Annotated in this window: 18 protein-coding genes; 8 read left to right on the top strand and 10 right to left on the bottom strand. The window is 64.2% G+C overall.

The genetic code is table 11. The annotated features are described in order from the left end of the window. Window positions 1-10 precede the first annotated feature (10 nt). The 8 genes from CDQ91_RS10950 to CDQ91_RS10915 all read right to left on the bottom strand — a co-directional run bounded on the left by CDQ91_RS10950 (window position 11) and on the right by CDQ91_RS10915 (window position 6,898). On the bottom strand, window positions 11-1,402 hold the full coding sequence (locus CDQ91_RS10950; RefSeq protein ID WP_088472771.1) for a S41 family peptidase: 1,392 nt from the start codon (window positions 1,400-1,402) through the stop codon (window positions 11-13). A 111-nt stretch (window positions 1,403-1,513) separates the two neighbouring features. Next, a complete protein-coding gene (locus CDQ91_RS10945) occupies window positions 1,514-2,728 on the bottom strand; it encodes a murein hydrolase activator EnvC family protein (protein ID WP_088472770.1) in 1,215 nt (404 codons plus the stop codon). After that, complete coding sequence (locus tag CDQ91_RS10940; protein ID WP_088472769.1) at window positions 2,725-3,153, bottom strand: 23S rRNA (pseudouridine(1915)-N(3))-methyltransferase RlmH; 429 nt, start codon at window positions 3,151-3,153, stop codon at window positions 2,725-2,727. Before CDQ91_RS10940 ends, CDQ91_RS10945 begins: the two co-directional genes overlap by 4 nt. A 1-nt stretch (window position 3,154) precedes the next feature. Next, window positions 3,155-3,874 carry a DMP19 family protein gene (locus CDQ91_RS10935; RefSeq protein WP_158213663.1) on the bottom strand — a complete coding sequence of 240 codons (720 nt, stop codon included), beginning with the start codon at window positions 3,872-3,874 and terminating at the stop codon, window positions 3,155-3,157. 33 nt (window positions 3,875-3,907) lie between these two features. Continuing rightward, window positions 3,908-4,306, bottom strand: coding sequence for a ribosome silencing factor (rsfS, locus tag CDQ91_RS10930; protein ID WP_174688498.1), 399 nt, complete (start codon window positions 4,304-4,306; stop codon window positions 3,908-3,910). Next, window positions 4,303-4,962, bottom strand: coding sequence for a nicotinate-nucleotide adenylyltransferase (locus CDQ91_RS10925; protein ID WP_088472767.1), 660 nt, complete (start codon window positions 4,960-4,962; stop codon window positions 4,303-4,305). The genes rsfS and CDQ91_RS10925 overlap by 4 nt, the downstream gene beginning before the upstream one ends. Further along, complete coding sequence (locus CDQ91_RS10920) at window positions 4,962-5,561, bottom strand: hypothetical protein (protein WP_088472766.1); 600 nt, start codon at window positions 5,559-5,561, stop codon at window positions 4,962-4,964. Before CDQ91_RS10920 ends, CDQ91_RS10925 begins: the two co-directional genes overlap by 1 nt. A gap of 50 nt (window positions 5,562-5,611) precedes the next feature. Beyond that, entirely contained in the window at window positions 5,612-6,898 is a 1,287-nt protein-coding gene (locus CDQ91_RS10915; protein ID WP_088472765.1) for a glutamate-5-semialdehyde dehydrogenase, read from the bottom strand. A 78-nt stretch (window positions 6,899-6,976) separates the two neighbouring features. Between CDQ91_RS10915 and CDQ91_RS10910 the strand changes: the two genes are divergently transcribed. Further along, window positions 6,977-8,101 carry a DUF3667 domain-containing protein gene (locus CDQ91_RS10910; RefSeq protein WP_088472764.1) on the top strand — a complete coding sequence of 375 codons (1,125 nt, stop codon included), beginning with the start codon at window positions 6,977-6,979 and terminating at the stop codon, window positions 8,099-8,101. Between the two features lie 56 nt (window positions 8,102-8,157). Further along, a complete protein-coding gene (locus CDQ91_RS10905) occupies window positions 8,158-9,789 on the top strand; it encodes an alkaline phosphatase D family protein (RefSeq protein ID WP_088472763.1) in 1,632 nt (543 codons plus the stop codon). A 158-nt stretch (window positions 9,790-9,947) separates the two neighbouring features. Here CDQ91_RS10905 and CDQ91_RS10900 read toward each other — a convergent pair whose 3' ends face one another. Beyond that, a complete protein-coding gene (locus tag CDQ91_RS10900; protein WP_088472762.1) occupies window positions 9,948-10,871 on the bottom strand; it encodes a crotonase/enoyl-CoA hydratase family protein in 924 nt (307 codons plus the stop codon). A 203-nt stretch (window positions 10,872-11,074) separates the two neighbouring features. Here CDQ91_RS10900 and purC point away from each other — a divergent pair, with 203 nt between their 5' ends. Next, window positions 11,075-11,854 (top strand): phosphoribosylaminoimidazolesuccinocarboxamide synthase, encoded by a 780-nt coding sequence (gene purC / locus CDQ91_RS10895; protein WP_088472761.1) that lies wholly within the window; start codon window positions 11,075-11,077, stop codon window positions 11,852-11,854. A gap of 87 nt (window positions 11,855-11,941) precedes the next feature. Here purC and CDQ91_RS10890 read toward each other — a convergent pair whose 3' ends face one another. Beyond that, a complete protein-coding gene (locus CDQ91_RS10890; RefSeq protein WP_088472760.1) occupies window positions 11,942-13,936 on the bottom strand; it encodes a lipoxygenase family protein in 1,995 nt (664 codons plus the stop codon). 156 nt (window positions 13,937-14,092) lie between these two features. Between CDQ91_RS10890 and CDQ91_RS10885 the strand changes: the two genes are divergently transcribed. From CDQ91_RS10885 to CDQ91_RS10870, 5 genes are all read left to right on the top strand, one after another. Beyond that, a complete protein-coding gene (locus CDQ91_RS10885) occupies window positions 14,093-15,241 on the top strand; it encodes a GGDEF domain-containing protein (RefSeq protein ID WP_088472759.1) in 1,149 nt (382 codons plus the stop codon). Window positions 15,242-15,283: 42 nt separating this feature from the next. Continuing rightward, the gene (locus CDQ91_RS10880) at window positions 15,284-18,175 is read left to right on the top strand and encodes a M16 family metallopeptidase (protein WP_088472758.1); all 2,892 of its coding nucleotides are present in this window, start codon (window positions 15,284-15,286) and stop codon (window positions 18,173-18,175) included. 121 nt (window positions 18,176-18,296) lie between these two features. Then, window positions 18,297-18,443, top strand: coding sequence for a hypothetical protein (locus CDQ91_RS21290; protein ID WP_158213662.1), 147 nt, complete (start codon window positions 18,297-18,299; stop codon window positions 18,441-18,443). 66 nt (window positions 18,444-18,509) lie between these two features. Further along, window positions 18,510-19,526, top strand: a complete 1,017-nt coding sequence (locus CDQ91_RS10875; RefSeq protein ID WP_088472757.1) for a HEAT repeat domain-containing protein — start codon at window positions 18,510-18,512, stop codon at window positions 19,524-19,526. After that, window positions 19,514-20,398, top strand: coding sequence for a transposase (locus CDQ91_RS10870; protein ID WP_174688497.1), 885 nt, complete (start codon window positions 19,514-19,516; stop codon window positions 20,396-20,398). Before CDQ91_RS10875 ends, CDQ91_RS10870 begins: the two co-directional genes overlap by 13 nt.

Raw genomic sequence — 20,398 nt, 5'->3', positions numbered from 1 at the left:
AAGCCGTCCCTTAATTGCGGCGGGTTGGTTTGGCGGCGGCGGGCTTGCTACCCTCCGCCATGCGCGGCGTCGCCGGATTGATACGGCCGATCGTCTGCAGCGCATAGTGCATCTGGAAATCCTCGATCCCCTTGGCTTTCAACTGTTCGGGGGTCTCGGTGAAGCGTGGGTCGGCTTTCTCATCTTTTTCGAGCAAGCCGTTGTCGACTTTCTTCTCGTTGACAAGGTGACGGCGCAGATCGCTTTCGCGGAACTTCGGCCGCGCGGCATAGTCGGGATCGGACAACTGGGGCACGCGGATGTCGGGCTCGATCCCGCCTTCCTGCACGCTGCGGCCCGACGGCGTGTAATAGCGTGCGGTCGTCAGGCGGAGCGCGGTGGTGTCGCTTAGCGGTAGCACCGTCTGGACCGATCCCTTGCCGAAGCTGCGCTCACCCATCACCACCGCACGGTGCTGGTCCTGCAGCGCGCCGGCGACAATTTCGGAGGCCGAGGCCGAGCCGGCGTCGATCAGTACGACTACCGGGGCGCCCTGCGCGACGTCGCCGGGTTCGGCGAAATAGCGTTCCATATCGCTTTTCTTGCGGCCGCGCTGCGAGACGATTTCACCGCGTTCGAGGAACAGGTCACTGATTCCCACGGCTTCGTCGAGCAGGCCGCCGGGGTTCGAGCGTAGGTCGAGAATCCAGCCACGGGGTTTCTTGCCCAGCGATTTTTCGGTCGCGAGCATTGCGGCCTTGAGGTCGCGGGTGGCATCGGCGGAGAAGCTGGTGACGGTCAGCACGCCGACGGCGCCCTTCACTTCCCATTTGACCGGTTTCAGGTCGATGATCTCGCGCGTCAGCGACATTTCGATCGGTTTGTCCTGACCTTCGCGGACGATGGTGATGTCGATCTTCGTCCCCGGACGGCCGCGCATCTGCTCGACCGCCTCGTCGAGCGTCATGCCGAAGATCAGTTCCTTGTTGATATGGGTGATATAGTCGCCGGCCTTGATGCCCGCCTTCGCGGCCGGCGTGTCGGCGGTCGGGGCGATCACCTTGACCACGCCGTCTTCCATCGTCACCGACAGGCCCAGCCCGCCATATTCGCCGTCGGTCTGCGTGCGCAGATTCGAAAAGCCGCGTTCGTCGAGATAGCCCGAATGCGGATCGAGGCTGGCGAGCATGCCGTTGATCGCGCCCTCGATCAGCTTGTCGTCGCTGACCGGTTCGACATAATTGGCCTTCACTTCCAGATAGACATCCATGAAGCGCGCGATTTCTTCCTGCGTCGACGCATCGACGCTCGCCATCGCGCCGGTTGCCAGCGGCACCAGCGCCAGCGTGCTGAGCGCGGCGGCGCCCTGCCAAAGGGCAAAGCGGCGCTTCGGGGCGGTGGCGATCTTGGTCGATTCGGTCATGGGCGTCTTTCAATCACGCGAGAATATTCCCGCCTTATAATCCCCGGTCCGCCATCCTCCTACGCATTTATGCGCCGGTCAAGCGAGCTCTCCCGGCCGGACGGGGCGGTTTCAGCCGAGCATCGCGGCGATGTCGATCGGGTGGCCCGCGCGGCGCAGTTCGACGGTGATCCGGCTGTCGTCGGACCCGGCGCGGCCGATCGGCGCCCCGGCGTCCAGCGTGTCGCCGACGCTCGCCGACAGGCCGATCATCCCGGTCATCAGCGATATCCAGCCGCCGCCATGGTCGATGATGACAATTTTGCCATAGCCGCGATAGTCGCCGGCAAAGCTGACGCGGCCCGGCGCGGGAGCGACGACCTGTCCGCCGGGTCGCGCGGCGATCGTCAACCCGCGCGAACGCACGCCGCTCGCATTGACTTCACCCAACCCGGCGACGACGCGCCCGACAACGGGCAGGCGATAGGCGCCGCGCGTCAATTCCGTCGCTGCGGTGGCGGGTGGGGCGGGGGCGGGGTTTGCGCTGGTGGGGTCGCGCGGCCGCGGTGCCGGACCGGCAAGTTGCGCCAACTCGGCACGAACCGTGCCATCGGCCTCCAGCTCGCCCATCAGCTCGGCGATGTCGCGCGCTTTTTCGCCCAAACCTAGCGCGCGGTCGGCCTCCAGCTGCGCGCTGCTCATCAATTCGCGCGAGCGCAGCCGGCCTTCATTCTCGAGCCGTGTCAGCGCGTCGCGTCGCTGGGCGAGCTTGACCTTGCTGCCGCTCAAGGCCTTCAGTGCCAGAGCTTGTTGTTGCCGCGTTGCGTGCAGCACGGCGAGTTCGCGGCGGACCCCGGCGGTGCGCCGTTCGATCACCGGCATTACCGCGTCGAGCACGGCGCGGGCATGGATCATGTCGGTCAGCGACCCCGGTTGCGCGAGCACACTCACCGGCGGCTGGCGCGAGAGTTGCTGGAGCGAGGCGGTCAGTTCGAGCAGGGGCTGCTGTTGTTGCTCCAGCCGTGCCTGCTGTGCGGAAAGACGGCGGCGGACGAGCGCGACGCGCGCTTCGCCAGCGCTGATGTCGGCCTCGGCCGACTGAATGCGCGCGGCGAGCGCTGCGCTGCGTTTTTTCAGTCGGTCGGCCTCATCGATTGTCGACGCAGCCTGTTTTTCCAGCGCAGCGCTGCGTGCCATCGCTGCGGCTGATTGCTCCTTCGCGGCCAGAAGTTGTTGTTGCTCGCGTGCGGCGATAGCGGCGGGATCGAAGGCATCGCTCTGCGCCAGCGCGAGTGCGCCGCCGGCGACTGCGACGGCAAAAACCAGCGCGGCGAACGTGCGCCTCATTGGCGGCCTTCGCGGTGATAGGGGTGGCCGGCGATGATGCTGGTGGCGCGCCACAATTGTTCGGCGAGCATCGCGCGCGCCATCAGGTGCGGCCATGTCGCGCGGCCAAAGGCGATGACCTTTGCGGCACCTTCGCGTTCCTCCGGCGTAAAACCGTCGGCGGCTCCGAGGCAGAAGCGCGCCTCGCGCACCCCGCCGTCACGCCAGCCTTCCAGCAATTTGGCGAATTCGAGCGAGCTCATTTGCTCGCCGCCCTCATCGAGCAGGATGGTGCGGCAGCCCGGGGCTGCTGCGGGCACGCGACCGCCCGTGTCCGGAAGCTCGGAAATCTTCTGCGCCCAGGTCACACGCTTCATATAGCGTTCGACCAGCTCGGCCTCGGGGCCACGCCCGATGCGCCCGCGCGCGATGATGTGAAGGAGCATGTCAGCCGTCTATTCGGCACAATTGATCGCGGCGCGCGCGTATATAGGAGCCGACATAATGCTGAGACGCCTCACGCGTGCTGTCGAGATAGAACCATATGTCGAAAGCGTCCGCAGCCACACGGGGAAGCGGTTCATATTCCACTGGCTGCTTTTCGACCGGCTGTATTTCGCCGTTCGACACCCCCTTGTTATACAAGGTCTGCAATATTGTGTCCGACAGTTGATCGAACAGGGCCATTTCGCCCCGCCGCGCCCACGGTCGCCATCGCGTTTTGCTGCGTGCGAGGCTGTCCAGCATAAGGGCTCGACTGGCCGCCAGTTCATCGGCTTCCCACCCCCATGGCCTTGAATCGACGAGTTGGGGAGCCGCCGGATCGCCTGCTTGCTCCCGAAAAGCGGGATCAAAATGTTCGAACAGCTCGGGCCATTCCAGTTTCGCAATGAGTCGATGCGCCAAAGCCAGCGTATCTGCATAATTGGAGATAAACTGTTCGAAGCCGCCGTTGGCTACCTGACCGACCAGATCCGACCACATCATCAGTACGCGCTGCGCTTCGGTGAGCAGCGCATTGCCGGGATGCCCGTAGAGATTCCAGCCGTCGATGTTCGTCACCGACGCCGTGTGGATGAAATGTTCGCCAGTCAGCCACCAGCCGGAATCGGCATGGGTCGCCCGATCCTCGAACTCCCCGGGCGTCAGAACGGGACGCGTGTCCATGGGCGTCGCTTGACCGGCGCTCATGGATTCAGGTCAATTTGCTGCGGGGACAGGCGGTGCGTCGCCGAACGACCACATGCGTTCGAGGTTGTAAAAGCTACGGACCTCGGGACGGAACAGGTGAACGATGACATCGCCGGCATCGATCAGTACCCAATCGGCATTGGGCAAGCCTTCGACACGAACCAGACGGCCGGCTTCCTGCTTGATCCGCTGCGCCAGCTTGTCGGCGATGGCCGAGACATGGCGCGTCGACCGGCCGCTCGCGATCACCATATGATCGGCGATGCTGCTTTTGCCAGCAAGCGGGATGGAAATGGTTTCCTGGGCCTGGTCCTCGTCCAGCTGGTGGAGGATCAGCGCGTGGAGCGCTTCCACGCTGTCGTTTGCGGGTGCGGCGCCGGGCGCGGCATCCTGGGGGGCGGAGATCAAATGCGTCCTTTCCTAGTGGGTCCCGGCAAGCGCAAACGCGTTAGCGGGTCGCGCAGTGCGCGGCCTTCATAACGTTCAAACCAGCGGGGGTCGGCCTGCCGTATCGCAGTTGCGGATCGCACATCGGGCGAAAAACGCAGGAACACGAGGGCGGGCGGTCTCCAGTCTGTCCATTGGCTTTTCAGGTCTGCGGGGCGGACAAATCGTCGCAGCCATCCCATCGCACGTCTTGCATGGGCACGATCATTATAGCCCGGACGCGCGATAATCGCAATCGGCATCAATCGCGCGATCCCGCGCCAGTCGCGCCACTGGGGAAATTGCACCAGATTGTCGGCGCCCATGATCCAGATGAACTGTCGATTGGGATAGCGGTGGACGATCTTTTTCAGTGTGTCGACGGTGTAACGCGTGCCCAGTTCGGCCTCGATTCCTGTCGCGCGAATCGGCGAGCGTCGCGCCATGCGCTGCGCGGACGCGAGCCGGGCAGACAGGGGCGCCATTCCGGCCTTGGGCTTCAACGGATTGCCCGGCGATACCAGCCACCACAATTCGTCGAGCCCCAGCACGTCGATTGTGTTCAAGCTGATCGCGCGATGCCCGCCGTGCGCGGGATTGAAACTGCCGCCGAGAAGGCCAGTTGCGATTCTTCGCATCATTCCGTCGCAACTGCCTGGGCGGCGCTCAACGCGCAGTAGCGACCAGTCGGCTTGCCCCCGGCGTCCAAAATTCTCGCTGCGGCATAGAGACGCATTCGGTTCTCGTTGAGGGTGAGCCCTCGGTCGGTCACTTTCGCGCGGAATCGTTTTGCGCATTTGCCACCGAACGGCGTCGCTTCGATACACGCACGATAGGCGGAAAGAGCGAATGGCGAGAAGGACTGCGCGATGTTTTCATCATAATCGGCAACGTCGGCGTTCCGAACACCCCATGGGCGTTGCAAGCTGTGTTCGGCCCAATCTTTTGCGACGGCGAGGGGCGGCTCGGTGGTGTAGCGAGGCGCAATCTCGACGCTCAGCAGATCGAAACAAGGCGGCAAGGCGTCATCGACGGGTGCAAAGGCAAGCGAAATGACAGGCGTCTCGCCCTTGCTTCGGGACTTTGGCGGCGGCAGCCGGTCGCTGCGATCAAGTGCAGCGTAGAGTCCGGGAATCAGGACATTATATACGATCCGCTGGGTCTCTTCCTTATCAGCGAAGGCCAAGTGAACAACATCGCGTGCTACGAGCCAGAAGAACGGGAGCGGCGCGAGCATCAGGACAAACGCAACGAGACAAAGCCATCGCCTGCGTTTTCGCGGTGGTCTCAAGGCCGGACCTGTCCCGTGCCGCGTACCAGCCATTTATAGGTTGTGAGTCCTTCGAGCGCGACGGGGCCGCGGGCGTGGAGGCGGCCGGTGGCGATACCGATTTCGGCGCCCAGGCCGAATTCGCCGCCGTCGGCGAATTGGGTCGAGGCATTGTGCATGACGATCGCGCTGTCGACTTCCGACAGGAAGCGTTCGGCGGTCGCTGCATCGTCGGTGACGATCGCGTCGGTGTGGCGGCTCGAATGGCGGTCGATATGCGCGAGCGCACCCGCGATGCCATCTACCATGGCGATCGACACGATCGCGTCGAGATATTCGCAATCCCAGTCGCCGGACAACGCGGGTTCGACATGCGGGCTGAGCGCCATGATCGCCGTGTCGCCGCGCACTTCGCATCGGGCCGCGATCAGCGCGTCGATGATCGCGAGGGGCGCGGGATAGGCGCGGTCGATCAGGATCGTCTCGGTCGCGCCGCAGATGCCGGTGCGGCGCATCTTGGCGTTGACGGCGATCGCCACGGCTTTTTCGGGGTCGGCGGCGGCGTCGATATAAAGATGGTTGATGCCGTCGAGATGCGCGAGGACGGGAACGCGTGCTTCATCCTGCACGCGCGCGACAAGGCCCTTGCCGCCGCGCGGGATGATGATGTCGACCAGGCCCTGCGCACGGAGCAGCGCGCCGACCGCAGCGCGGTCCTGCGTCGGCACCAGCTGCACCGCGTCGGTGGGGAGGCCCGCTTCGGCGAGACCAGCCGTGAAGGCGGCGTGAATGGCGCGGTTCGAATACACCGCTTCGCTGCCGCCGCGCAGGATCACGGCGTTACCCGACATCAGGCCGAGAGCCGCCGCGTCGGCGGTGACATTCGGGCGGCTTTCATAGATAATCCCGATGACGCCGAGCGGCACGCGGACGCGAACCAGTTCCATCCCGTTCGGTCGCGTGGAACGGTCGATCTCTGCCCCGGCTGGGTCGGCCAGTCCCGCTACCGCCTCGACCGCATCGGCGATGCCGCCGAGCCGAGCGTCGTCGAGCCGTAGCCGGTCGAGCATCGCGCCGGTCAGTCCGGTGCTTTTCCCGGCGGCCATGTCGCGCGCATTGGCATCAAGGATCGCGGTCGCCTGCGCGCGCAATTGGTGTGCCGCGGCGTGGAGTGCGGCGGCTTTTTCGGCGGTGGTCGCAACAGCGAGTCGTTTCGCCGCAGCGCGCGCGCGCGCGCCCATGTCGGCGATGAGGGTATCGGCATCGGCCAGCGACGGCGGCGGGGTCAGGGTTTCGACGTTCATGGCGCCTGCCCTATCATGCTTTGCGCGCGCTGCGAAAGTCCCGTTGCGCGGCGACCCTCGCGCTATTAGGCAGGGGGTATGAGTGGGGATATCGAAGGCATTGGGGCGGCGATCACGGCAGGGCTGGCAGGCTCGGCGGTCGAGCCTGAGCATGGCGCGACGCGCGGCGGACATCACGGTGTGCGCTGCCTCAATTGCGGGACCAGCCTTGTCGGATCGCACTGCCATCGCTGCGGGCAAAAGTCCGATATCCATCGCAGCTTTGGTGCGATCGGGCATGATCTGGTCCACGCGATCTTTCATTTCGAAGGCAAGATCTGGAATACGCTGCCCTTGCTCGCCTGGCGCCCGGGCGACCTTACCCGCCGCTATATCCACGGCGAACGCGCGCGCTTCATTTCGCCGCTCGCGCTGTTTCTGTTTGCGGTGTTCCTGACCTATGCGGTGCTCGCGATGGTCGGCGTGGGCTCGGTCGGGGGCCTCGACGTGCAGAAGGCGGCGGCCGAACAGACACAGGCGAATGCGATCAAGGCCGGTTTTCAGGAAGAGGTCGATCGCATCGATTCGCGCCTGTCGGATCCGAAACTGCCATTCGCCGAGCGCAAGCAATTGCAGGAAGAACGCGACATGCTTCAAAAGAGCGCGGACCATTTGGGCGTCGCGCGCAATTTGAGCAAGCAGGAGCTCGACAAGGGCCCGCCGGTTCTGGACGATCCTGCCGAGCAGGTGATGACGGGGGTTGATTTCCTGTCGCGGACGAAGGTCAACACCGGCGTCGCATTCATCGACCATGGTCTCGAAAAGGCGATCGCGAACCCCGGGCTGCTTTTTTACAAATTGCAGGCCAATGCCTATAAATTCGCCTGGGCGTTGATCCCGCTGTCACTGCCCTTCATGTGGCTGCTCTTTCCGTTCAGCCGACGTTTTCACACTTATGATCATTTTGTTTTCGTCACTTATTCGATCAGCTTCATGCTGCTCCTCTTTGTCGTGGTTCGGCTGCTCAATCTGACAATTTTCGGCGACATCGCGACCGCCGTTGCACTCATCTATGTGCCCTTCCACATGTATCGCCAGCTACGCGGCGCTTATCGTTCGTCGGGTTTCGCGGCGTTCGTACGCGCGTCCCTGCTTGTGTTCTTCAGCATCTATGCGGTCGTCACCTTCATGCTGCTGCTGCTCGCGCTCGGCATCATGGGGTAGCGCGATCTGTAACAAAGAGCCGGCATAAAACCGGAGAATTCTGGAGGAGGACGGCGATGCATCCGCTTTGGGGGGAGATGGGCCGGCGCCAGCTGATCGGTATCGGCACGGTCGGCCTCGCCGCGCTGGCCTTGCCCGGCACCGCCGCCGCGATGATGGCGCGGGGTTTTACCCATGGCGTCGCGAGTGGTGAGCCGGGGCCGAATTCCGTCCTGCTCTGGACGCGCTATGCGGCGGCCAGCGACGCCACGTTGACCGCTGAAATCTCTGAAAGCACCGACTTCGTGCATATCGTTGGCGGCGGTACCGTCACAGCGAGTGGTGCGCATGATCATATCGCAAAGATCAGCATCGACGGACTCGAGCCGGGACGCTGGTATTTTTACCGCTTCATTGCGCCCGACGGAGTGAAGTCGATCATCGGGCGCACCCGCACGCTTCCCGCCGGGGCGACGAGGGGCTTCACCCTCGCGCTCTTTTCTTGCGCGAATCTGCCGTTCGGCTGGTTCAACGCCTATGGCCATGCCGCCGCGCGCAACGATATTGATCTTGTCGTCCATGCCGGCGATTATCTCTATGAGTATAAGGTCGGCGATTATCCGTCGTTTAAAGAGACGGTGCCCGGCCGCGATGTCCAGCCGACACAGGAACTCGTCGCGCTCGCCGAGTATCGCCTGCGCTACGCGGCCTATCGCAGCGACCCCGACCTCCAGCGCCTGCACCAGCTGTTCCCGATGATCGCCCAGTGGGACGATCATGAATTCGCCAACGATACATGGAAGGGCGGGGCAGAAAACCACAATGAAGGCGAGGGCAGCTGGTCTGACCGCGCTGCCGCGGCGGAGCGCGCGTACCGCGAATGGATGCCCGTCGCGGAGGCGCGCTGGCGCGATTATCAGGTCGGCGATCTCGCGACGATCTTCCTCCCCGAAACGCGTATCACCGCGCGTGACAAGCCGTTCGAGCTTGGTGACATCCTCGCGGGTGGCGGCGATGCGGCGGCGAAGCTGCGGCAATTCGCCGACACCGGCTATCGCGATCCCGCGCGTCAATTGCTCGGCGCCGATCAGGAGGCATGGCTGTTCGGCGGACTGGCTGCATCGGCGAAGTCGGGCACGCGCTGGCAGGTCTGCGCGCAGCAGATATTGGCGGGCAGCCTGTTCACCCCGCCCGAATCGGCGGGATGGTTCGGCACCGATCAACCCGATTTTGTGAAGCGCCGCGTCGAGGTCTCACAGCTTGCCGCCAAGGCAGGGCTGCCGCTCAACATGGACAGTTGGGACGGCTATCCTGCGGCACGGTCGCGCCTGCTCGGCGCCGCGCAGGCAGCCGACGCCAATCTCGTCATGCTCGCTGGCGACAGCCACAATGCCTGGGCGTTCGATCTGGCGCACGATGGCCGACCGGCCGGGATTGAGGTCGGCGGCCACAGTGTTACTTCGCCGGGCTTCGAGGCCTATACGACCGGGGTGTCGGACGCGGTGCGCGTCGCGGCACTGCGCGCCTCCTCGCCCCAGCTTAAATGGGCGAATACCCAGGATCGCGGCTATGTGACCGTGGCGCTGACCCGCGACCGGGTCACCGCCAACTGGCATCATGTCGAAACGATCCGCCGCCATTGCCCGGCGCTGAAAAGCTCGCACAGCCTGACGGCGGCGCGCGGGCGGCGGATGTACGACGCGGCGTAACTAACGGCTACAATCCTCCCCGTCGCGCAGCGATGGGGAGGGGGGGGGCGCCGCCTTAGGCGGTGGTGGAGGGGCCGAAATGTTTGCGCCAAAGCCCCTCCGTCAGTCCTTTGGGCTGCCACCTCCCCATGGCTTCGCCACAGGGAGGATTGAGAAGGTCAGCTATAAGGCGGAGTGTCTTCGAACTCGGCGAACCACGGATAATCGTTCGCGACGCTCGCGGTGAAATCGGGCGGGCGCTTCTCGAGAAAGCTCGTGACGCCTTCGGCGGCGTCGGGGCTGCGTCCGCGCGCGAAGATCACGCGGCTGTCCCAGCGGTGGGCGCTCATCGGATGCGGCGCGCCGAGCATCCGCCACAGCATATGACGGGTGAGCGCGACCGACACCGGGGCGCTGTCGGCAGTCAGCTCGCGCGCCTTCGCGATCGCGGCATCGACGAGTTCGCCGGGCTTGTGCACCGACTGGACGAGGCCCTTTTCACGCGCTTCGGCGGCGTCGATCAGGCGGCCTGAAAAGCACCAGTCGACGGCATTCTGGATGCCGACGAGGCGCGGCAGGAACCAGCTTGATGCCGCTTCGGGCACGATGCCGCGGCGCGCGAAAACAAAGCCATAGCGTGCGGTCTCGCTGGCAAGGCGCGCGTCCATCGACAGCGTCATCGTGGCGCCGATACCGACTGCGGCGCCGTTGATCGCGCCGAGCACCGGCTTTTTGCAATCGAAGATTCGCATCGACACGCGCCCGCCCGAATCGCGGATCAGCGGGTGCGACCAGTCGATCGTGCCATCTTCGCCGATCGGGCTCGCCGATGTGCCGTCGGGCAAGGTCGTCGCCTTGTCGCTGCGCTTGTCATAATCGAAGGTTGCGGCGCCCTGGCCGAGGTCCGCCCCTGCGCAATAGGCGCGGTCGCCCGATCCGGTGAAGACCACCGCGCGCACGCCATCGTCGGCGTCGCATTCGTCGAGCGCAGCCACGATTTCCAGCATCATTTCGGTGGTGAAGGCGTTCATCCGGTCGGGCCGGTGAAGCGTCAGGAGGGCGATGCCTTCGTGCTTGTCGAGGCGAATCTGATCGTAGCTCATGTCTTTGCTCCTTGGGTTCCCGGGCACCGTCGCAAGCGGCGTTCGCAAGTGCAAGCTCTAGTTGACGTAAACGTAAAGACGTGACGGGTGACGCGCGCAACCTTTGGCGCTATAGGCCCGCGCATCGCCCCGGCGCTGCGCCTCTTCCTGAGTCGCTTTCGCCGGGGTCATTCATTTTGGTTCCGACAGAAAGTTTGAACGCCATGGCCCGTCGCCGCCAGATCTACGAAGGCAAAGCCAAGATCCTTTACGAGGGTCCCGAACCGGGGACGCTCATCCAGTATTTCAAGGATGATGCGACCGCGTTCAACGCCCAGAAAAAGGGCACGATTAGCGGCAAAGGCGTGCTCAACAACCGGATTTCGGAGCATGTGTTCACCTTGCTCGGCAATATCGGCGTGCCGCATCATTTCATCCGCCGCCTCAACATGCGCGAACAGCTGATTCGCCAGGTCGAAATCGTGCCGATCGAAGTGATCGTGCGCAACGTCGCCGCGGGCACGCTGTCGAAGCGTCTGGGGATCGAGGAAGGCACACAGCTTCCCCGCACCCTGATCGAATATTGCTACAAGGATGACGCGCTCGGCGATCCGCTGGTCGCCGAAGAGCATATCGCCTGCTTCAACTGGTGCAGCCAGGAAGAGCTGCACGACATTCAGGACATGGCGATCCGCATCAACGACTTCATGTCGGGCATGTTCGCCGCGGTCGGCATCCGTCTTGTCGACTTCAAGCTCGAGTTCGGGCGTCTGTATGACGGCGAATTCAGCCGCATCATTCTCGCCGACGAAATCAGCCCCGATGGCTGCCGCCTGTGGGACATGACGACGAACGAAAAGCTCGACAAGGATCGCTTCCGCCGCGACCTCGGCGGCGAAGTCGAAGCCTATCAGGAAGTCGCGCGCCGGCTCGGCCTGCTGCCTGAGGGTAGCGAGAATGCCGTGCTCGACCTCGACAGCCATCGGAAGAAAAAGGGCAGCTGAGGCTGGTTTTATCCCGGTGAAAGCCGGGGCTCCGCTTTGCGCGAACAATGGACCCCGGCTTTCGCCGGGGTTCTCATTTTCGGCGCCTCAGATATTGATGCTTGTCGGGATCAAACTCGGCTGCAGATACGGATAGGGCTGCACCCGGTTCGCATTGCGGCTGGCAATCTTCGTCTCGACATTGACCAACGCCGCCTGAAACCAGGCGAGCGGTCCTTCCTCTGCGGTTACGCGCGGATCCTGGAACCATTTGGGATAGGGAAAGGCGTTGCTGCGATAATCGCCGAGCGGACGATAATGCACCGACCCCAGCAGTTCGAGAACGTTGAGCTGTTCGAGTGCGAGCGCCATCGGCGGCATCATCGCCAGCCACCCCGCCTTGTCATGCCCGCGCTGTCCGGTCGGCGCCGCCTGCCAGCCCGCGCCAGTGACGGCGGAGGCAAAGGCCATGATGTCCTTTTGCGGGAAATTGACCGCCGCATGCTGCGCGCTCGCGGTGAACATCACCATTGTGCAGACGTCGATCAGCTGCTTGCGCGTTGCGACCGGGCCCAAATCCCTGATCTTCGCTTCGCCCGCGAGGCATTCCGTCCACGCCGCAAGCTCGGTGTCCCCGGCGACTTCGGTATCACTCGCATAATAGAGATCGACATATTGCCGCGCCCATTCGTGGATCGTGTTCCACACGAGCAGCGCGTCGTCGCGGTACGGATAGTCGCCGAGCGCCGAATCGGTGCCTACGCCGCGCGCGGCGAGGTCGGCGGGGAGCATCTTGCCGTGGAAATCGAAGGCCAGTCGCGCATCGACCGCAGCCATCTGGCTCGACGCGATCGTGCCCGCGAAAATATGGTCGATCGGGCCATCGGCGGCGATCAAGGAGGTCGCGGCCGCCTCGTTGATGAACAGCGTGCCCTCAAAATGCGGGACGAGCAGTGCCCAGATCGGGTGGATTTCGGCGAGGTGACGGTGCGTCGCGACCGCGAAGGCCTCGGTCACCAGATGGGTGCGTGCAAGATGCGCGAACAGCTCGTGATAATTGCCGTCGGCGACCTGCACGACCAGCTTTGCCATTTCCCAGCCCCACAGCTTGTCGGTGGCGGGTGAAGGCGTGAACATCGGATAGTCGGCCGGGTCTTGGCCGCACTGGATCGCAACCGGGACCAGCGACGCCCCCCCCGGCGGCACTGCGAACAGCGCCATCGGCTGCCAGGCATATTTCGCCATGCCATGATAGGTCCCGGCATCGAGAATCTCGAGCGGCCGGTAATCGAGCATGAAGAGGCGGCCATCGGCGAGCGCGGACGCCAGCGTGTCGCCGTTCACCACCGCCTGATATTTGGCCTCGCTCAGCGGGAAGTTGGCGGGCAGCGCGCCCGCCACCCCGGTGATCAGCATGCAGTTCGGCCCCTGCACGCGCAGCCGGGCGAAGCTGCTGTCGTCCTGGAATCTATAGCTGATGCCCGGAACCGGCAGCGTCGCGAACAGCGCGCGATAGGCCTCGATGCTGCGCGGGGTTTTACTGCCCAGTTGGAAGGCTTCGGCCTCGCTGACCTTCATCAGATCCTCGATCCGTTCGCGATATCCCTTGAGTTGGGTGACGTGCTTGTCGCGTTCGGCGGCCGCGATCACATTTTCGACGTCGCCTACAGCGCGTTCGAAGATGTTGCCGCCGCTATGGGCGCTGTGCTCGACCGCGATATGGCTGGTTGACGCCTCGATCGCGTCGCATTCGGCGAGCGCGGCTTCATATGGTGCGCGCAGGCTGGCGAGTTCGCCTTTGTCGATGCCGCCAAGCTTTACGGTCAGAGCGTTGCGCACAATGCCGAGCCCGACGTTGATCAGGATCGCGAACCAGGCGATCGTTGGCGTGTCGTTTTTCGGTACTCGGGTCGCAAGCGGGACGCCGGGGAGCGTCGGGACGTCGGTCGTCCAGACATAGACCGCCTGTGCCGCCGTTAGCTGGGCCGCGCGCGCCGCTTGCTGCGCGGGCGTATCCTGCTGTGGCAGGCTGGGGTCGGGCGAAGGAAGGGGCGACGCGCCCACCTGGGTCGGCGACGAAAAATCCGGCGAAGCAAAGGACATGAACAAAATTCCCGCAATGACTATGGAGCGGAATTAATGATCGACAATCATGGTTAATATTTCGCCATTCTGTCATCGATACTCTATCGGCGGGGAATGCTGACCATATCTCATGTCCTTAACCGATGTTTTACCAGCGCTTGCTACCCAGCGGCCATGTCGGGGGTCATTAAACAATTCAAACGGCGGTTTTTTCCGCCTGTTCCACAGGAAATCCGTGACGATGTCGCGGTGCTGCGGGCGAACCGCGTCGAAACGCTGACGCCGATGCTGTTCCTGATGCTTGCGGCGACGACGCCGACGGCCATTTACGGTGGTGTCGCGACGGTGCATCCGATCATCCGTATCGGCTTTCCGGTCATCCTTGCGGTGATCGGCGTCCTCGGCTTTCTGTTTCTGATGCACAATCGGGGGCGGCGCATGAGCCCCCGCCGCGCGCGCCGGATGATCAAGGAAACGACTTGGTTGTCGGGCACGACGGGGTTGATGTGCAGCAGCTGGACAGTGGTTAACTGGCTCGCCGCACCGCCCGAAACCCACAGCTATTATGCGATGGTCATGGCGATGGGGTCGCTTGCGACCGCCTATTGCCTGTCATCGATCCGCTTCGCGACCTTCATCAACCTGACGATCGGGCTCGGCCCGATTTCGCTGCTGATGCTGACGTCGGGCAATCCTCCCGAAATTGCCGCGGGGACCAGCCTGGTGATCGCGACGCTGTTTTTGATGCGCATGATGATCCAGCAGCACGGCCAGCTGATCGATCTGTTGCAGCTTCAGCGTCAGATGCGTGAGCTGGCGCATACCGACCCGCTGACCGGCCTTGCGAACCGCCGCGAATTCGACGTGCGGCTCGACGATGAGGTCGTGGCTGCAGCGCAGGGCGGTCGCTTCGCGATCGCGCTGCTCGACCTCGATGGCTTCAAGCCGGTCAATGACCGTCACGGCCATGCTGTCGGCGATGCGCTACTCTGTGAAGTCGCGGCGCGATTGCGGCGTACGTGCGGCGATCATGCGATGGTCGCGCGGCAGGGCGGAGATGAGTTCGCGATTCTGGCGCCTGCGGGATCGCCGCTGCTGGCTACCGCGCTCGCCGACCATATTCTTGCCGCCATGGCCGCGCCCTATGACGTCGCGGATCAGCCGATCCATGTCGGTGCCAGTATCGGCGTCGCCTTCTGGCCTGACGATGGCCCGACGGCGCGCCAGCTGTTCGACGTCGCCGACCGCGCGCTCTATGCGGCGAAGGCCGTCGATCGCGAACCCACAATGTCGTCGGTCGAGAACATTCAGTACATCGCGTGACCATGGCTTGACCCCGCGGCAGCGGCTGGCCACATCTGTGGCATGAACTCCCGGATTTTCCAGCGCGCCTCGGTCGCGCTGTCGCCCCTCATCCTCATCGCTCTCGTCGTCCCGGTCCAGGCGCGCACGCCGCGGCCGTCACAGACGGAAAGCGCTGCGGTCAATCCGCAGACCGCCGCCGCGCGCGCGTGGAACTTCGCCGCAAGCGATATCCCGGTCGACCCGAACATCATTTTCGGCGTGCTGCCCAACGGGATGAAATATGCGCTGCTCAAGAACAGCACGCCCAAGGACAGCGTCGTCCTGCGTATGCGTTTCGACGTCGGCAGCTTTGCCGAGGCGGATGACCAGCGTGGGCTTGCCCATTTCCTCGAACATATGGCGTTCAACGGGTCGAAGGGCGTGCCCGAGGGGGAGATGATCAAGCTGCTCGAGCGCAAGGGTCTGGCGTTCGGCGCCGACACCAACGCCTCGACCGGCTTTGATGAGACGCTCTACAAGCTCGATCTGCCCAATGCGTCGGACGATCTGATCGACACCGGCTTGATGTTGATGCGCGAAACCGCGAGCGAACTGACGATCGACCCCGCCGCGGTCGACCGCGAACGCGGCATCATCCTGTCCGAACGACGCGCGCGCGATACTTATCAATTGCGCAGCCTGATCGACCAGCTGGATTTTCAGATGAAGGGGATGACGGTTGCGAACCGCACTCCGGTCGGCACCGAAGAGGTGATCCGAACCGCCCCCGCCGCGCGAATCCGTGACCTGTACGACCGTTATTATCGCCCCGAACGCACCACTTTGGTCATGGTCGGCGATTTCGACCCGGCGGCGATCGAGGCAAAGATCAAGGCGCGCTTTTCGGACTGGAAGGGGCGCGGCCCGGCGGGCGCTGATCCAAAGATCGGCACGATCGATTATGCTCGCCCCGAGGCGGCGCATGCGTTCATCGACCCCGCGATCCAGGATGCGGTCACCATCTCTGCGTTCAAGCCGTGGGTCGACGAACCCGATACCAAGGCGAAGCGCGCGCGCAGCCTGGCCGAGGATGTCGGTGAGGCAATCGTCAGCCGCCGCCTCGCCAAGCTCGCGCTCGCCGAGGATTCGCCGATCCTCGCCGGCTATCTCAGTGACGCGTCGGGGTGGAAGGTCTTCGATCAGGTGACGGTCGGTGCGGTTGCGAAGGAAGGCGCGTGGCCCGAGGCGCTGGCGCTCGCCGAACAGGAGCTTCGCCGCGCAATGCTCCACGGCTTCACGCAGGCGGAAGTCGACGAGCAACTCGCCAACCGCCGCACGTCGCTCAAAAATGCCGTCGCCGGGGTGACGACACGGCGCAGCACGACGATGGCCGATGTGCTCGTTCAGGCGGCGAAGGGCGATTTCGTCGTCGTTCGTCCTGAAGCTTCGCAGTCGATGTTCGAGGCCACCGCGCCCACGCTGACCGCCGAAGCGGTAGGCGCCGCCTTCCGCAAACGGATGGAGGGACTGAGTGCCCCGCTGGCCTATGTCACCGCAAAAAAGCCACTCGAAGGCGGCACGGCTGCGGTCCTCGCGGCCCTCAATGCATCGCAATATGTCGCGGTCGCCGCCCCCGACGCGTCGACTAGCATCGCCTTCGCTTATGCTGATTTCGGCCCGCCCGGAAAAATCGTCAGCGACGAACTGGTCAAGGACCTCGGCATCCGCCGCATCCGCTTCGCCAACAATGTCATGCTGAACATCAAGAAGACCGATTTCCAGAAGGACCGCGCCTATCTGTCGGTGCGCGTCGATGGCGGCAATCTGCTCGCAACGCGCGACGATCCGACGCGGGTGGCGCTCGCGGGGTCGCTGGTGCTCGGTGGGCTCGAAGCGCACAGCCTTGATGAATTGCGCACCATCCTCGCCGGCAAGACGGTCAGTTCCAGCTTTGGCAGCGGGACCGATTCCTTTGGCGGCGCCGCTTTGACGTCGTCCGAGGATTTTGCACTGCAGGCCAAGCTGATGGCGGCTTATCTGACCCATCCCGGATATCGCGCCGACGGCCTCGCGCTTATCCGCCGCTCGCTGCCGCAGCAATATGCCGCGAACGACGCGACCCCAGCGGCAGTGATGGCACGCGATGCCGGCGGTATCCTCGCGAACGACGATCCGCGTTCGATGACCCCGCCGCTTGAAAAGCTGATGGCGCTCGACTGGGCGCGGCTCAAACCGGTGATCGCCGACAGCTTCGACCATGGCGCGATTGAGGTCGGGGTCGTCGGCGACATTGACGAACAGGCGGCGATCGACGCGATTGCCGCGACCTTCGGTGCGCTGCCCGAACGCCGACCCGGCTTCGATCCGCGCACCGACGCGCGCATCCGCGAATATGCGACCGATCGCAGCGAACGCACCTTGATTCACAAAGGACCCGCCGATCAGGCTGAACTGCGCGTCTTTTGGCCCGCGCGAGACGATAGTGATCTTGGCGAAACGATGCGGCTCAGCCTCCTCGCGCGCGTCATGCAGTTGAAACTGACCGAGGAATTGCGCGAGCGCTTGGGCGAAAGCTACAGCCCCGGCGCGGGAACCAGCCTGTCTGAGGAGTTTCCGGGCTATGGCCATCTGCTCGCCACCAGCAATGTCGATTATAAGGATCTGGCGACGACGCGCGCCGCGATCTTCGCGATCGCCAGGGAATTGCGCGACGCGCCGGTCGACGCTGACCTGCTCGATCGCGCGCGCAAGCCCATGCTCGAATCGATGGTCAAGTCGCGGCGCGAGAACAGCTATTGGCTGAATTATGTGTCCGAGGCGACTAGCCGCGCCGACCGTCTCGACCGCAGCCGCAAGGGCATCGCTGAAGTCGAAGCGGCCACACCGGGGGAATTGCAGGCACTCGCCCGCCGCTATCTGGTCGACGATAAGGCGCTGGTGATCAAGGCGGTGAGCGACAAGGCAGGGAAGTAGGGCGCTTTGCTCGTCCGGGGCATTTTTCTCCTGCATTACGATAAGTTAACTGGCACGCGTCCGGCCTCCTCCTCATCCTCTCATGCGCGGCAGGTGGCGCCGCGACAATGGAGGAAGAAATATGCGTCTGCCCGGGATCGACATTAACGCTTTGCCTTTGCTCGACACCGCCGTCGGCCTGTTTGGGTCGTTTGCAGGTGAATGGACGGCGCCGAAGATCGCGACTTTCGAGACCACCGTCACCGTCACGCTCATCATTGCCAATTGACTTGCGGTCGCGGTGCGCGGGCGGTTTTCGTCCGGCATGCCGCGCCTCCCGTCGCCGGATAGGTCGATGATCATTTTGCCGTCCCGCCATGACCATTTTCCTGCGGCGGATATCGACCGTCGTGCCCGGATGCGGGCGGCCGCCGCTGCCCTCGTTGCTGATTGGGCGGCGGAGGATCAGGCGCCCGATGGGGTGCTCGCGGCGATGCGGGCTGTTGAACGGGCGCCCCTCGATGAGGCCATCGCGGCGCTGGCGCCGTGGGTTGCTGACGTCGGCTGGCTCGGTGCACGGCTCAATCAGGCGTTGGACCTGCTGGCGGCTGATTGTTTCACGCGTCCGCCGCTGCGCCCGGTTGGCGGCGCGTCGTTCGGCGGGCTGTTGCTGGCGGAAGCGGGGCCGGTCCGCTTGACCCTGCTGCTGCGCCCATTCGAGGCGGCGGGCGTCAAAGACGAACCGGCGCCGCTCTTTGTGCCCGGCCGCACGCTCACCCATATTCTCGCGCCGGGGGGTGCGATGGCTCGCTTTCATCACGTTGTGGTCAGCGCGGCCGAGGAAGCGGGCGCCTTCACCGCTGTCACCGCCAGCCCTTGCACGACCGGCGCCCTGCGGCCGCTCGTGGCCGGCGAGATGCTCGCGCTAGACACCGCGCGGACATGCTTCTCATTTGTCGGTGGCGACGCCGACATGCTGATGCTCGAGCTTGCTGTCCAGCCGCCATCGCGGCTGCCAAACCGCGCCTATGAAGCTGCCAGCGGCCGGCTCGCCCATGTCTCGGCGTCGCGCCGCGACAGCAGTTTTCGTGGCATGGCGTTGACGCTGCTTCGCACTCTGGGCCGCACCGACGCCGCGCCGCTGTTCGCCGCCGAAAGCGAAAGCGAGGATTTCGCCGCGCGCTGGAGCGCGATGCGCGAAATGGTGGCGCTCGATCCCGCCATCGCGCAGCCACATCTTGTCCGCATGGCCGCGGGCGATCCGCATCCCGAGGTGCGCCGCGCCGCCGCCGCGACGCTGGCGCTCTATGCATCTCATTCGTCCATGGACGGCCCAGCTCTTGCCCGGGAGAATAGCGCATGCCCCGCCTGATCGATCCGCCGCCCGGTTCGGCCCTCGATCTGGAGGAGGTTGCCGCTCGTCTCGACGAAAGCGGCGTCGACCTGGCGGATGAAGCGAGCATTGCTCAATGCGCTGCACTGCTCGCCGGCCTTGCGCGCAACCGCGACTTCCTCGCCGACCGCGTCATCGCGGAGCTCAAGGCCCGCTACCGCGACCAGCTTGAGACCAACCGCTATTCGGCGCAGGTCTTCCTGCTGTATCGCAGCCCGCACGGTCATTTCCTGCGCGCGAATATGTGGCCCGCGGCTGGCGATGCCGCCTTTGCGACCAGCGGCCCCGCCGCCTTTGCCTATGGCCTGCCGCACGATCATAATTTCCATTTCCTCACCGCAGGCTATTTCGGCCCCGGCTATGTCAGCGATTATTATGACTATGACGCGGAGGCGGTCGATGGCCGTATCGGCGAACCGTTGAACCTGAAATTCGTCGAGCGAAGTCAACTCGGCGAGGGGCAGATGATGCTCTATCGCGCCCACCGCGACGTCCACAGTCAACTCCCGCCGGAAAGCCTGTCGGTCAGTCTCAATATCATGGACGAGGGCGAGCATGTCCCATGGCGCGACCAATATATTGTTGATCTCGATCATGGCACGATCGCGCGGCGGCCGACATTGAGCCCGAGCGAAATGCTACTGCGCTGCGCCGTGCATCTGACCGGGAATGGCCGCGATGTGGCTGAGCAGTTCGCGCGGGAGCATCCGGTGCCGCGGGTGCGGGCGAATGCGATTGCGGCGCTGGCGGCACTCGAAATGGGGGATGCGCGCGCTGCGGTGCTGGAGCGTGGTTTGGGGGATGGCGATGCGCGTGTGCGCGACGATTGCAGGCGCTGGCTGGCGGTGTAG

The sequence above is a fragment of the Sphingopyxis witflariensis genome, from assembly GCF_002205635.1.
In the GTDB taxonomy this organism is placed as follows: Bacteria; Pseudomonadota; Alphaproteobacteria; order Sphingomonadales; family Sphingomonadaceae; genus Sphingopyxis; species Sphingopyxis witflariensis.
This window is presented reverse-complemented; position numbering and strand designations above follow the sequence as displayed.

Excerpts from the sequence above, each read along its gene's own strand:
- CDQ91_RS10870 (WP_174688497.1), top strand. The coding sequence starts at position 19,514 with ATGCCCCGCCTGATCGATCCGCCGCCCGGTTCGGCCCTCGATCTGGAG.
- CDQ91_RS21290 (WP_158213662.1), top strand. The coding sequence starts at position 18,297 with ATGCGTCTGCCCGGGATCGACATTAACGCTTTGCCTTTGCTCGACACC.
- purC (WP_088472761.1), top strand. The coding sequence starts at position 11,075 with ATGGCCCGTCGCCGCCAGATCTACGAAGGCAAAGCCAAGATCCTTTAC.
- CDQ91_RS10875 (WP_088472757.1), top strand. The coding sequence starts at position 18,510 with ATGATCATTTTGCCGTCCCGCCATGACCATTTTCCTGCGGCGGATATC.
- CDQ91_RS10885 (WP_088472759.1), top strand. The coding sequence starts at position 14,093 with ATGTCGGGGGTCATTAAACAATTCAAACGGCGGTTTTTTCCGCCTGTT.
- CDQ91_RS10925 (WP_088472767.1), bottom strand. The coding sequence starts at position 4,962 with ATGCGAAGAATCGCAACTGGCCTTCTCGGCGGCAGTTTCAATCCCGCG.
- CDQ91_RS10920 (WP_088472766.1), bottom strand. The coding sequence starts at position 5,561 with ATGCTCGCGCCGCTCCCGTTCTTCTGGCTCGTAGCACGCGATGTTGTT.
- CDQ91_RS10890 (WP_088472760.1), bottom strand. The coding sequence starts at position 13,936 with ATGTCCTTTGCTTCGCCGGATTTTTCGTCGCCGACCCAGGTGGGCGCG.
- CDQ91_RS10915 (WP_088472765.1), bottom strand. The coding sequence starts at position 6,898 with ATGAACGTCGAAACCCTGACCCCGCCGCCGTCGCTGGCCGATGCCGAT.
- CDQ91_RS10945 (WP_088472770.1), bottom strand. The coding sequence starts at position 2,728 with ATGAGGCGCACGTTCGCCGCGCTGGTTTTTGCCGTCGCAGTCGCCGGC.
- CDQ91_RS10880 (WP_088472758.1), top strand. The coding sequence starts at position 15,284 with ATGAACTCCCGGATTTTCCAGCGCGCCTCGGTCGCGCTGTCGCCCCTC.
- CDQ91_RS10910 (WP_088472764.1), top strand. The coding sequence starts at position 6,977 with ATGAGTGGGGATATCGAAGGCATTGGGGCGGCGATCACGGCAGGGCTG.
- CDQ91_RS10905 (WP_088472763.1), top strand. The coding sequence starts at position 8,158 with ATGCATCCGCTTTGGGGGGAGATGGGCCGGCGCCAGCTGATCGGTATC.
- CDQ91_RS10940 (WP_088472769.1), bottom strand. The coding sequence starts at position 3,153 with ATGCTCCTTCACATCATCGCGCGCGGGCGCATCGGGCGTGGCCCCGAG.
- CDQ91_RS10935 (WP_158213663.1), bottom strand. The coding sequence starts at position 3,874 with ATGGACACGCGTCCCGTTCTGACGCCCGGGGAGTTCGAGGATCGGGCG.
- CDQ91_RS10900 (WP_088472762.1), bottom strand. The coding sequence starts at position 10,871 with ATGAGCTACGATCAGATTCGCCTCGACAAGCACGAAGGCATCGCCCTC.
- CDQ91_RS10950 (WP_088472771.1), bottom strand. The coding sequence starts at position 1,402 with ATGACCGAATCGACCAAGATCGCCACCGCCCCGAAGCGCCGCTTTGCC.